10 protein-coding genes are annotated in these 12,534 nt (G+C 53.5%); 5 read left to right on the forward strand and 5 right to left on the reverse strand.

Features of this window, described 5'->3' with window-relative positions; genetic code table 11:
* Nucleotides 1–16: 16 nt before the first annotated feature.
* On the forward strand, nt 17–550 hold the full coding sequence (gene yjjX, locus ACM5QY_RS01510) for an inosine/xanthosine triphosphatase (protein ID WP_195813683.1): 534 nt from the start codon (nt 17–19) through the stop codon (nt 548–550).
* Nucleotides 551–572: 22 nt separating this feature from the next.
* On the opposite strand, the gene trpR is transcribed toward yjjX, so the two are convergent.
* Complete coding sequence (gene trpR / locus ACM5QY_RS01515; RefSeq protein WP_416118942.1) at nt 573–908, reverse strand: trp operon repressor; 336 nt, start codon at nt 906–908, stop codon at nt 573–575.
* Between the two features lie 56 nt (nt 909–964).
* Nucleotides 965–2,884: a murein transglycosylase gene (gene sltY, locus ACM5QY_RS01520; protein ID WP_416122798.1), complete on the reverse strand. Its 1,920-nt coding sequence runs from the start codon at nt 2,882–2,884 to the stop codon at nt 965–967.
* 647 nt (nt 2,885–3,531) lie between these two features.
* Between sltY and ACM5QY_RS01525 the strand changes: the two genes are divergently transcribed.
* The 4 genes from ACM5QY_RS01525 to ACM5QY_RS01540 all read left to right on the forward strand — a co-directional run bounded on the left by ACM5QY_RS01525 (nt 3,532) and on the right by ACM5QY_RS01540 (nt 10,363).
* Nucleotides 3,532–6,270, forward strand: coding sequence for a cation-transporting P-type ATPase (locus ACM5QY_RS01525; protein WP_416118943.1), 2,739 nt, complete (start codon nt 3,532–3,534; stop codon nt 6,268–6,270).
* A gap of 338 nt (nt 6,271–6,608) precedes the next feature.
* Nucleotides 6,609–7,307 (forward strand): transcriptional regulator RcsA, encoded by a 699-nt coding sequence (rcsA, locus tag ACM5QY_RS01530; protein WP_416118944.1) that lies wholly within the window; start codon nt 6,609–6,611, stop codon nt 7,305–7,307.
* A 218-nt stretch (nt 7,308–7,525) separates the two neighbouring features.
* Nucleotides 7,526–9,193, forward strand: coding sequence for an energy-dependent translational throttle protein EttA (gene ettA, locus ACM5QY_RS01535; protein ID WP_416118945.1), 1,668 nt, complete (start codon nt 7,526–7,528; stop codon nt 9,191–9,193).
* 168 nt (nt 9,194–9,361) lie between these two features.
* Entirely contained in the window at nt 9,362–10,363 is a 1,002-nt protein-coding gene (locus ACM5QY_RS01540) for a zinc-binding alcohol dehydrogenase family protein (protein WP_416118946.1), read from the forward strand.
* 64 nt (nt 10,364–10,427) lie between these two features.
* On the opposite strand, the gene ACM5QY_RS01545 is transcribed toward ACM5QY_RS01540, so the two are convergent.
* Genes ACM5QY_RS01545 through ACM5QY_RS01555 form a run of 3 tightly spaced genes read right to left on the reverse strand, consistent with a single transcriptional unit; the run spans nt 10,428 to nt 12,494 of the window.
* Nucleotides 10,428–11,285, reverse strand: a complete 858-nt coding sequence (locus tag ACM5QY_RS01545) for a DUF2950 domain-containing protein (RefSeq protein WP_416118947.1) — start codon at nt 11,283–11,285, stop codon at nt 10,428–10,430.
* A 17-nt stretch (nt 11,286–11,302) separates the two neighbouring features.
* Nucleotides 11,303–12,271 carry a DUF3300 domain-containing protein gene (locus ACM5QY_RS01550; protein WP_416118948.1) on the reverse strand — a complete coding sequence of 323 codons (969 nt, stop codon included), beginning with the start codon at nt 12,269–12,271 and terminating at the stop codon, nt 11,303–11,305.
* The gene (locus tag ACM5QY_RS01555; protein WP_416118949.1) at nt 12,231–12,494 is read right to left on the reverse strand and encodes a hypothetical protein; all 264 of its coding nucleotides are present in this window, start codon (nt 12,492–12,494) and stop codon (nt 12,231–12,233) included. Before ACM5QY_RS01555 ends, ACM5QY_RS01550 begins: the two co-directional genes overlap by 41 nt.
* Between the last annotated feature and the right edge of the window lie 40 nt (nt 12,495–12,534).

A 12,534-nucleotide genomic window follows, 5' to 3' on the forward strand; every position in this document is an offset into this window, starting at 1 on the left:
AGGATGCCAGAACTCTATGTACCATGTTGTCGCTGCAACCACTAACCCGGCAAAGATCAAAGCTATCGCCATGGCTTTTGAAGACATTTTCGGCGCTGAGGCGTTTCGCATTGAAGGCGTTGACGTCGATAGTGGTGTTCCCAATCAGCCTATCGGCAGTAATGAGACCCGTACCGGTGCGCGTCATCGCGTTATTGGTGCGCGTCAGGTTCGCCCGGAAGCGGACTTCTGGGTCGGCGTGGAAGCCGGTATCGAAGACAATATGACGTTCGCCTGGATGGTGATTGAGAATATGCACCAGCGCGGCGAATCCCGTTCTGCAAGCCTGATGTTACCTGAAATTATTTTACAGGGAATCAATCAGGGCAGCGAATTGGGAGATGAGATGGAGAAGCTGACCGGTATTGCGGAAGTTAAACGTAAAGGCGGCGCGATTGGCATTTTTACGGCGGGGAAACTGACGCGCACCAGCGTTTATCATCAGGCGCTGGTTCTGGCTTTAGCGCCGTTCCATAATCCGGTGTATCAGGCTCGCGCGCAGACGCACTGAGCTTTAAATGACAACGGACGCATCAGTCGTCCGTTTTTTCTGACAGTAACTGCTCACCCAGCCATTCTTTCAGTTCCGCCGGTGCCGTTTTCAGACCGTTGGAACCCCGGGTAATCGTCGCGATACCGGCACCCAGCTGGCTTTTCAGCTCACGCTGGCTCATTTCTCCCCGCATCAGTTCCTGAATAATGCGCACCCGCGTTCCCAGCGCCGCACGTTCATCGGGCGTAAGAAGCAGTTGCAACAAATCCTGATGCAGATTTTCAGCAAAAGATTGCTGTAGCAGTACCAGAAAGCACTGCCAGTCCTCATTGCCTTGTTGGGAAAGAGCAGGGTCAGTGAGTGTTCGTTGCGTCATGTGAGGGCTGCCATACTATTGAACTAGTACAGCAGCTTAACATAAACGCCCGAAAATCAGTAACGCCTCTGCCATTCGGCATCCGTCAAAATTTTGGCCGGTTGATGTAAAAAATAACGATAAAACGCATCATAAGCCAACACATTTTTAACATATCGGCGCGTTTCAGAGAAAGGGATACTTTCGATAAATGCGACGGAGTCCACCCTGCCCGCGCTGGTTCCCAGCCAGGTATTCACCCGCGACGGGCCGGCGTTATAGGCGGCGCTGGATAAAATACGGTTGCGGCCAAACATCTGATAAACGTATTCAAGATAGCTGGTGCCGATGGTGATATTCATCTGCGGATCCAGCAGCTGCGCCGGATTGCTGTAACCCTGCAAACCAAACATGTCGACCGTGTGCTGCGCCGTCGCAGGCATAACCTGCATCAGGCCAGCCGCGCCCACCGGAGAACGTGCTTTAGGGTTCCATGCGCTTTCCTGACGGGCAATGGCCATCGCGTAGCTTTGTGTGATGCCTTTATCGTTGGTCGCACGACGGAATTCATCCGGCCACGCCAGCGGGAAACGTTCTTCGAGATAATCCCACAGCTTGCCGGTAATCGTGGCCTGTACGCTCAGATCCGGCCATTTCTGCTCAAAGGCATAACGCGCCAGCGCAGACTGCTGTGCCTCACTTCGGCTGCTCACCAGATAGCTCCACTCGGTGCGCGCCAGATTATCCATCTGCCAGTACATCAGCTCGCGAACGCGTGCCACTTCCGGTAAGGAAGAAATACTGGAATCCGGTTTCGTCGCCACAGAAATCTGCATCGGATACGCGACATTCAGCTTCTGCGCCGCCGCCATCGGATAGAAACCGCGCCCCTTCATTAAGGTGCGCAACATCGCTTCGCCCTGCGAACGCTGCCCTTTGTCGATCATCACTGACGCACGCCAGTATTGCCATTCGTCCTGCTGCAAAGCGTCCGACGGCAAACGATCCAGCCACTGACTCAGCCCCTGACGGTCACCGGCGGCCAGTGCCATACGGATCCGGCGCTCAACCAGCGTGGTGGAATGGCTGCGCAGAATCACGTTATCGCGCCATGCGGCCTGCTCCGGCGTGGCATCGCTGCCCATATAACGCCAGGCCACGGCTTCTTCCAGCTCAAGGCGATCGCTGTCACTCATCTTCTGCAAACGGGCCAGAACCGGGATCATCGAACGTGCGTTTTCCGAATCATCACGGGCAATGCGGGCGAACGTAATGCTGGTGGCGTTGCGGGTAAAATCTGTTGGCCCGACGTTGCGCGCAAAGCTTTCAATCGTATTCGGGTTATTTTGCAGATCGACCAGCGCGTCGCGCATGGTCTGATAATCCGGCGGCAACTGCTTCGCCAGAAAACTGACCAGACTGGTGTTCCCGGCTTTCATTGCGAGACCAATACGTTGCAGCGTAGTCAGTGCGGTCTGATTCCCGGCGCCTTGCCAGACGGAGAATAATTTATCGCAGGTACCCGGCAGTGACGTGCCGGTTAACCAGATATCTTTCGCGCCATCGAACGCGGTTTTCTGGTCGCCGGTGGTCCATTTGGCATAGTAATAGTTACAGCGGGCAGCGACCGGCTTCGGTGGCTGCGGGCTGAAAGACAGCAAACTGTTCCAGTCCTGACGACGCGCCAGTTCATTCACATAGCGTGCAGGCAGGGAACGTGCTGGCGCCAACGTCGGATTCGCTTTCACAAAGGCATTCACCTGAGCCGGCGTCGCCTCGCCCAGATCCTGCGTCAGCTGGCGGTATTCGAGATAAGGATAAAGAGGATAGTCTTCGAGCGTCGGCATCAGCTGGCCAACGACATCCATCTGATTGTTATCCCACGCCTGCTTAATCTGCATATAGTGCTGACGTTGCGAATCAAGCGAATCCGCTTTCGCCACGCCCGATGCTGTCACCAGCATTACGCTCATTGCCAGAGCGTGCCATTTGTCCACCTTGACCATACTTACCTTTATCCTCACGGGTTGTCTTTCCTGCTGTGCCAGCGGCACAGATATTGCCCTACAGACGTGCTGTTTTTGATGTAAGAACCGTTCTTCGTTCTGTAGACAGTCACTACGCTAATCGATTCATTTTTAAAATTGAAGTCATGCGGGAACCGCATCACAAACTTTACACAGTGTGATGCAAGCGCAAAGCCGTTACCAGAGAACCCCGCCCTTATTTTACGTAACACAACGTAGCAGACGAATAAGCGCTCATGTTTTTTCAATTTCCCTGAAAATGCCTAACAGGTGAGACAATAAAAACAGATAGCACGCTTACAATGACAATCTAAATAAATGCACTGACAAAACTCATCATTATTTACGCTAATTTACCGTGATATTTAAACCTTAAACAAAACCTAAATGAAAAACGAAAAATACCGATATTCCTAATTTATTCATAGCACTGTTTTTATTGATTATTTTTATTATTTCCGTGACTAAAAAAGTCTTTACTGGTTCAGATCAATTTTATTTTCGCATAATTACTTATTATCACGTCATATTCTCAACCCCATTTGAATACCCGTAGCAATTACACGCTTAATTTATTCATGTGCAAGCATTCTTATTCATCGCCTATGGAAAAGTATATGACTCATTCCCCATCATCTGTAAAAACCAATGCCAGCCCTTCTTCTTCAACGGCGGCAGAAAACAAAAACTGGTATCAGATTAGTGGTAACGATGCCATGTCGCGGCTGGAAACTCGCGAAGCGGGTCTGAGCCAGCAGGTTGCCGCTGAGCGCCTGAAAGAATTTGGCCCGAATGCCTTACCTGAAAAACAAACCAAAAGCGCCCTGATGCGCTTCCTCGCGCATTTCAATGACGTCCTGATTTACATCCTGCTGGCGGCGGCGGTCGTGACCGGCGCGATGGGCCACTGGGTCGATACGCTGGTGATCCTCGGCGTTGCCGTCATTAATGCCATGATCGGTTTCCTGCAAGAAAACAGCGCCGAGAAATCGCTGAAAAGCATTCAGAATATGCTGTCCAGTCAGGCGGTTGTATTCCGTGACGGACAAATTCAGACCCTCAATGCCGACCAGCTGGTGCCCGGCGATATCGTTCAGCTGCGTCCGGGCGATAAAATCCCCGCAGACCTGCGTATCGTCAGCGCACACAATTTGCAGGTTGAAGAAGCCATCCTGACCGGCGAGTCCACCGTCGTCACCAAAACAGCCCGAACCATCGACGATGAAGTCATGATTGGTGACCGTCACAACCTGCTGTTCTCGGGCACCATGATCAGCGGCGGTACAGCTACCGGCGTGGTGTACGCCACCGGTAAAGACACGGAACTGGGTCATATCAACCAGATGATGTCGTCGATTGAACCGCAGCGCACCCCGCTGTTGCAGCAAATCGACAAACTGGGGAAAGGCATTTTCGCCCTGATTTTGCTGATGATGGCGTTCCTGTTTGTCTTCGCCTTTATCCTGCGTGACATGCCGCTCGGCGAATTGCTGCTGTCACTGATAAGCCTCGCCGTCGCCTCCGTGCCGGAAGGTTTACCCGCCATCATCTCGATTATTTTGTCCCTCGGCGTTCAGTCGATGGCGCGTAACCACGCGATTATCCGTAAGCTGCCGACCGTCGAAACGCTGGGCTCAATGACCGTCATCTGCTCGGATAAAACCGGCACGCTGACCATGAATGAAATGACCGTCAAGGCGGTGATTCTGGCAGACCGCGCTTATCACGTTGAAGGTGAAAGCTACCAGCCGAAAGGCCGGATTACAGACGCCACGACGCAGCAACAAATTGATGTCATCAATACGCCGGTGCTTAACACCTTCATCATGGCGGTCGATATATGTAACGACAGCCAGCTGATTCAGGACAACAAAGGTCACTGGGGCATTACCGGCGGGCCGACTTCCGGCGCGCTGAAAGTCCTGGCAGCAAAATGCACGCTGAATACCGGTAAAGTCGAATCTCTGGATAAAATCCCGTTCGATTCTAAACACAAATACATGTCCACCCTGCAACGCATTAACGGCAAAACGCAGCTCTTTGTGACCGGCGCGCCGGATGTGTTGTTCTCGCTGGCAAAATTTGAGCTGACCGAAAATGGCGTCAAACCTTTCCGTCGTGAGTACTGGGAAGAAGAGATGGCGCGCTACGCCCGTCAGGGCCTGCGCATGGTTGCCGCTGCGTTCAAAGAAGAGCCGGTTATTAACGGCGACCTGAGCCATGACGATTTGCAGCAAGATCTGGTCTTTGCCGGTATCGCCGGGATGATGGATCCGCCGCGCCCTGAAGCTATCGATGCAATCGCGCAATGTCAACAGGCCGGTATCCGCGTGAAAATGATCACCGGTGACCATCAGGAAACCGCGATGGCTATCGGTAAAATGTTAGGCATTGGCAACAGCGGGGATTCCATCACCGGCAATCAGCTTGAGCATATGGACGACGCTGAGCTGGCGATCGCGGCCAGCCAGTACGATATTTTCGCCCGTACCAGCCCTGAGCATAAGCTGCGCCTGGTGAAAGCATTGCAGGAAAACGGGGAAGTGGTCGGCATGACCGGCGACGGCGTGAACGATGCGCCGGCGCTGAAACAGGCTGACGTCGGCATCGCGATGGGCATCAAAGGTACTGAAGTCACCAAAGAAGCCGCAGACATGGTGCTGACGGATGACAACTTCACGACCATCGCCAGCGCGGTGAAAGAAGGCCGTCGTGTTTACGACAACCTGAAGAAAACCATTCTGTTTATTCTGCCGACTAACCTCGCGCAGGGGTTGCTGATTATTCTGGCGATTCTGGCCGGTGCGGTGATCCCGCTGACGCCGGTTCAGATCCTGTGGATGAACATGGCGACGTCGACCACGCTGTCATTCGGTCTGGCCTTCGAGCCTGCCGAGAAAGGCATGATGCGCCGCCGTCCGCGTGAGCCGGGTCAGCATGTTTTAGACCTGCACGCCGTCTGGCGTATCGCGTTCGTCGGTATTCTGATTGCCTGTAGCGCCTTCATTCTTGAGGCCTGGATGCAACCGCTCGGCTACAGCAGCGATTTGATTCGTACCGTCTTGCTGCAAACGCTGGTCACCGCGCAATGGGTTTATATGTTTAACTGCCGCGTGATGGACCGCTTCCCGCTGAGCCGCGAAGTGTTCGTCAACAAAGGCCTGTGGATTGTCTCCGGCGTGCTGCTGGTACTGCAACTGGCGCTGATTTATCTGCCGTTCATGAACCATCTGTTTGGCACCGTACCGCTGCCGCTGAAATTCTGGGGCATTACCCTGCTGGTCGGTGCGATGATCTTCGTGATTGTCGAAATCGAAAAATGGCTGGTTAACCGCTTCATTCGCAAGAAAATCTGACCATAATGTTCTCCGCCGGGCGGCTTTCTGTCGCCCGGTTTTTATATTAAAAACATCACAATTCTGAAACTTTAGTGCTTCCTGCCCTCATTTTGTCTCAAAGATCTCACAAAACGTCCCAAAGCCCGTTCTGCTGATTTACATCAATCCATCCCCGCCTTATTACTCTGCGTAAGGGTTTTCCCGTCACACAGCAAAGTCTTTTTTGCCGCCCTCTGGCAATTTCCCAGGGATACGCCCCATCGCAATACGGCTGCGTTGAAAAACCGGTCGCCTTTATAAAAACGAGCTCTCTGCGCCTGCAGAAAAACATAGAGCCAAAAAATAGGTAACTTACGATGTCATCGCTCATTGTAGATCAGTGTTTTTACACGCAGCTGGCATTGCATTCACTCTTGCAACTTAACGGACAACATCAGAAAGATATTCTTTCGCTTAAGGACATCGACGCACTGCAAGCCACATGCAATTCCCTGAGGCCTGAAATCATCTTTGTCAACGAAGACTGCTTCGTGACCGACGCGCAGTCCGGTCATGCATTACGAGAAGTGATCAACACGCACCCCGGTACCCTGTTCTTTGTTTTCATTTCCAAAGAAAATCTGAATTATCAAAACTATGTGCCGATCCGGAAAAACATCATCATTATTTCAAAATCGATCCGCACAACCACCATCTACCAGCTGATCGCGCATAATCTGCAACTTTCACGTTCCGCAGAAGCCGAACCTGAAGCAGAAACTGAACAGCCGCTGGATCTCACGCCGGTCAGCCTGAGCCGCACCGAGTCGAGCATTCTGAAAATGTGGATGTCGGGCCTGAACACGCAAAACATTTCCCAGCACCTGAACATCAAGCAGAAAACAGTGGCGTCTCACAAAGGCAATATTAAACGCAAAGTCAAAACACAGAATAAACAGGCCATTTATCATGTTGTTAAGCTCACAGACATTCTGACCAGCGGGATGTTTGTCGGCAGAACCCAACCTATCCGCCTCACCGGCGAACCGGATGAATTCTCCGTTCCGTTCGGCTGATCGGTAACGCCTCTGTATCGGGCTGGCAACATTCTTCCCTTACTGTGAACCTGATGGTTGGGAACACGACTGAAACACGCTAAACTTCGCAGTCGGAACCCTTATCAGTCATGCCGCAGTCAGGCGGGGCTGGCTTTAATTCGCCGCAGCGCCTGCCGGATCAGTCTCAATGATTCGGCGTATGCGCGCGGCCCGCAGAGAAAGAGGCTCAAAACAACGTGGCTCAATACGTATATTCCATGCACCGCCTCGGCAAAGTTGTTCCGCCGAAGCGTCATATTCTTAAGAACATCTCCCTGAGTTTCTTCCCCGGCGCCAAAATCGGCGTTCTGGGTCTGAACGGTTCAGGTAAATCTACCCTTCTGCGCATCATGGCCGGTATCGACACCGATATCGAAGGCGAAGCACGTCCGCAGCCTGATCTGAAAATCGGTTATCTGCCGCAGGAACCGCAGCTGAACATGGAACACACCGTACGTGAATCCGTGGAAGAAGCCGTTTCTGAAGTGGTTGGCGCACTCAAACGCCTTGATGAAGTTTATGCGCTGTACGCCGATCCGGAAGCGAATTTCGACAAGCTGGCCGCTGAACAGGGCAAGCTGGAAGAGATCATTCAGGCACACGACGGCCATAACCTGAACAGCCAGCTGGAACGTGCCGCCGATGCGCTGCGCCTGCCAGACTGGGATGCGAAAGTAGCTAACCTGTCCGGGGGTGAACGCCGCCGTGTGGCGCTGTGCCGACTGCTACTCGAAAAACCAGACATGCTGCTGCTCGACGAACCCACCAACCACCTGGATGCTGAATCCGTGGCATGGCTGGAACGCTTCCTGCACGAATTCGAAGGGACCGTTGTGGCGATTACCCATGACCGTTACTTCCTTGATAACGTGGCGGGTTGGATCCTTGAGCTTGACCGCGGCGAAGGTATTCCGTGGGAAGGTAACTACTCCACCTGGCTGGAACAAAAAGATGAACGCCTGGCGCAGGAAGCGTCTTCCGAAGCGGCCCGTCGTAAATCTATTGAGAAAGAGCTGGAATGGGTTCGTCAGGGCGCGAAAGGCCGTCAGTCTAAAGGCAAGGCCCGTCTGGCTCGCTTTGAAGAACTGAACAACACCGAATACCAGAAACGAAACGAAACCAACGAACTGTTCATTCCACCGGGTCCACGCCTGGGCGACAAAGTCGTTGAAGTGAAAAACCTGAGCAAATCTTACGGTGATCGCGTTCTGATCGACGACTTGTCCTTCTCCGTACAGAAAGGCGCTATCGTCGGTATTATCGGGCCGAACGGTGCCGGTAAATCCACGCTGTTCCGCATGATGTCCGGTCAGGAAGAAGCGAACGGCGGCACGATTGAGCTGGGCGACACCGTGAAACTGGCGTCTGTTGATCAGTTCCGTGACTCAATGGATAACAGCAAAACCGTGTGGGAAGAGGTGTCCGGTGGTCAGGACATCATGCGTATCGGCACGACCGAAATGCCAAGCCGCGCCTACGTGGGCCGTTTCAACTTCAAAGGGGTTGATCAGGGCAAACGCGTCGGTGAGTTGTCCGGTGGTGAGCGCGGTCGTCTGCATCTGGCAAAACTGCTGCAGGTTGGCGGTAATATGCTGCTGCTCGATGAACCGACCAACGACCTCGACATCGAAACCCTGCGCGCACTGGAAAACGCCTTGCTGGAATTCCCGGGCTGCGCCATGGTCATTTCTCATGACCGCTGGTTCCTCGACCGTATCGCGACTCACATCCTCGATTATCAGGATGAAGGTAAAGTTGAATTCTTCGAAGGTAACTTCACCGAATACGAAGAATACAAAAAACGGACTTTAGGTGCCGAAGCGTTAGAGCCGAAGCGCATCAAGTACAAGAAGATGATCAAGTAATCGTCTTATGCACGAATGAAGGCCCGGCAACGGGCCTTTTTCATTGCCTTCGGGTCTGCTTTACGCCACGTTTTTGCCTCCGCGCACCCTTCATCTACAGCATAAAATCAATAGATCAGGCCAGAGTATGAAGACTAGACTGTCTGAATACCCAATGGAGGAATTTTTATGTCTGTTAAAGCGATTGCCGTCAATCCAAAAGAACCATCCCGTTTTATTGCCATCGAACTGCCACAACCTGCGCCGGGCGAAAATGACCTGCTGGTGGAAGTGAAAGCCGTTTCCATTAACCCGGTCGACACTAAAGTGCATAAAGGCGTGCAGAAAAGCGGTCTGGACGCACCGAAAATTCTGGGCTGGGATGCCAGCGGCATTGTGAAAGCCGTGGGCAGCGCGGTGAAAAACTTCAAAGCGGGCGACGAAGTCTGGTACGCCGGTGACATCACCCGTTCCGGCAGCAACGCTTCCGAGCAACTGATCGACTCACGCATCGTCTCCGTAAAACCGAAATCCCTGAACTGGGCAGAAGCTGCCGCCATGCCGCTGACCACCCTGACGGCCTGGGAAGCACTGTTTGAACATCTTAAAATTCAGGATGCTTCGGGCGATAAAACGCTGCTGATTATCGGCGGTGCCGGTGGTGTTGGTTCGCTGGCGATCCCGTTTGCTTCACAGCAAAGCAAAGTGAAAGTGATTGCGACCGCTTCGCGCCCAGAATCTGCGCAGTGGTGTCTGGATCGCGGTGCCGATCTGACCGTGAGCTACAAAGATCTGAAAGGCGAACTGGCGAAACACGACATCAGACAGGTGGATTTCATTCTTTGCCTGAATGACACCGACGGTCACTGGGACGCGATTACCGATCTGATCGCGCCAATGGGCCACATCTGTACCATCGTTGAGAACGAACATCCGCTGGATATGAACAAGCTGAAGCTGAAAAGCGCCGCGCTGCACTGGGAACTGATGTACACCCGCAGCATGTTTAATACGCCGGATATTGCGCAGCAGGGCGAAATCCTGAAACAAGTCGCCGCGCTGGTGGATGAAGGTAAAGTCACCACCACGTTGAGCGAAACCCTGCACGGTCTGACCGTTGAAAGCATCGAAGCGGCTCACGCGAAAGTGCTGGATGGTCACATGCAGGGCAAAGTCGTCGTCGCCTTCTGACCTCTTCTGTAAAAGCAAAACCCCGCGATTTTCATGGCGGGGTTCTTTGCCTCAGCGTTTCCGCCTATTCGCCGTCATCAACCTTCTGCCATTGGGCATCCGGATCAAACGCCGTCATTGCCCGCGCTAAAGCATCGGTATCAGCCCCTAAATCCTGCTGATATACATCGCCTTGCTGGTTAATCATAAAACTGGTGATACCGGTATGGCCGTAAACCACCGGCCACGCGATAAGCGCAAAACCTTGAGTCATTTTTCCGTTTTCAATGTAACTGTGCGCCCCGCCGCTGGCGTTCCCGCCCTGCGCGCTGAGAATACGGTAGTAGTAGCCGTGATAATCCGTGCCTGGCTGATCCTGACCAAATGCTGGACCGAGCGGGCTTGGCGCTTCACCCTCTTTGACCGGCCAGTACAATCCGTCGTGCTGCCCGTCCGTGCTGATAATCTTCTGAGCAAACTGCCCGGCACCCAGCTGATATTGATGCTGCGCGTCTGCGTAAGCCGAAACCGCCTGCATTGCCGAAAGCTCATTGCGACCAATGGTGCGGGTTTCAATTTCTGCCGCGCCCGCCGCCATATCGAATTCCCAACCCTGCGCCGTGCGCTTCATAGGAATGGGCAATTGCCAGTTTTCATCCCCGACGTTCAGATGCGCAATATCGCCCTGCTCGACAATTTTGTGGCCGACATTCCAGTCACGCAGAAAACGCGCCACCTCGTCAGGATCGACATCATTTTGCGGCAGATAAACCTGCCAGTTGCTGCCAAGAATTTCCCCCAACGCCTTATCGTCATGCGCCTGCGTCGCTTTCACCAGCGCCTGCGCCGCCAGCTCCGGACGGGAAAATGCCTGCTGCGCAAAACCCGTCAAAGGTAAGGCAAGCAGGCTGATGCAAATCACAATATTATGTAATGTCTTCATGACTTTTCCTTACCAACCTAGCGGCGGTGAAAGTGAACCGGTTCCGCGTTCGCCGGGCGTGCGTGCTGGAAGTTTTGCATCTGCTGGCGGCTCTGATTACCGCGCGCCTGCTGCTGTTGCCATGACGGCGCACGGCTTGAATTTCCGCTGAATGCCGTGCTGCGCGGCATATTGCCGGCCTGATGGAAGTTCTGCCTTTGTTGCTGATTTCCGGCACGCAGGGCGTTCTGGTTGCCGTTTTGCTGACGGTTTAACGTCTGATGCTGCTGCGGTAACTGGCGACCAGAAACCTGATGATTATCTGCCTGCATGGGTTGTCTGCTGGCAGGAACAGCTCTTGGTGCCGGATGTCCGGCGGCAGACATATTACCCTGATGGTTACTCATCACCGAAGCGGCCTGCTGCCGTCGCTGATCCAGCGTCTGCCCGCTCAGTTTATTTTGCCCGCCCGCATTGCCGTCAAAACCACGATAATTATTACGCTGCGCCACATTGTTCAGCGCCTGATTTTGCGTCGCCCCGTTCAGGTTCGCCCGGTTATTCGGGACACCCGCGCTGAAAGCCGGATTATGCTGCCAGCCTTGTGTCGCCGCTGAGCCTGAATGGTTAACCGCGTTGCTGTTATTGCCGGATATCCGGTTGTAATTATTGACGTTTACGTTGACGTAATTGTTAGACGAACCGCCGTGATGGCCGTCGTCATGATGATCGTCATGGTGGTCATAATCGTCGTGATGATGGTCATCGTCCCAGTCGATATTGCCGAAAATCGCGTAGGTTGCCGCCACGCCAACACCAAAACCGATGCCGGACGCCACGCCGTTCACAAACTGCTGACCCGGCGGCGGTGGCAGATAAACCGGCGGATAAGCCGGTGTCGGCCATGCGCCGTAAACCACGTTCGGGTTATAGCTCGGCACGTAAACCACCTGCGGATCGGCGGATTCAATAATGATGGTTTGCTGAGCGGGCTGAGCATTGACCACGGTTGTGCTGAGCTTGTGTAAAAGCAGGAGGTATAACGGGCGTTGCTGTCGGAGGAACGGCAGCGACAGGTGCCGCAACGGGCGCGGGGGACGCAGTTTGCGCGGTCATTTCCGCCTGGCTGCGCACCGGAAACCAGCCCTGCATAAACATCACGCTCGCCAGCGAAAAAGCGCCCGCACTGCACAGCACTGCGATACCCCAGGGCTTGAATGATAAATTCATTCGGATCACCTTAAAAAGCCTCAGCCGGAATGAGAGGCAC

It is taken from the genome of Rahnella sp. PCH160, from assembly GCF_047784855.1.
In the GTDB taxonomy this organism is placed as follows: domain Bacteria; phylum Pseudomonadota; class Gammaproteobacteria; order Enterobacterales; family Enterobacteriaceae; genus Rahnella.

Coding starts and splice junctions, on each gene's coding strand:
- yjjX (WP_195813683.1), top strand. CDS start 17: ATGTACCATGTTGTCGCTGCAACCACTAACCCGGCAAAGATCAAAGCT.
- trpR (WP_416118942.1), bottom strand. CDS start 908: ATGACGCAACGAACACTCACTGACCCTGCTCTTTCCCAACAAGGCAAT.
- ACM5QY_RS01525 (WP_416118943.1), top strand. CDS start 3,532: ATGACTCATTCCCCATCATCTGTAAAAACCAATGCCAGCCCTTCTTCT.
- rcsA (WP_416118944.1), top strand. CDS start 6,609: ATGTCATCGCTCATTGTAGATCAGTGTTTTTACACGCAGCTGGCATTG.
- ACM5QY_RS01540 (WP_416118946.1), top strand. CDS start 9,362: ATGTCTGTTAAAGCGATTGCCGTCAATCCAAAAGAACCATCCCGTTTT.
- ACM5QY_RS01545 (WP_416118947.1), bottom strand. CDS start 11,285: ATGAAGACATTACATAATATTGTGATTTGCATCAGCCTGCTTGCCTTA.
- ACM5QY_RS01555 (WP_416118949.1), bottom strand. CDS start 12,494: ATGAATTTATCATTCAAGCCCTGGGGTATCGCAGTGCTGTGCAGTGCG.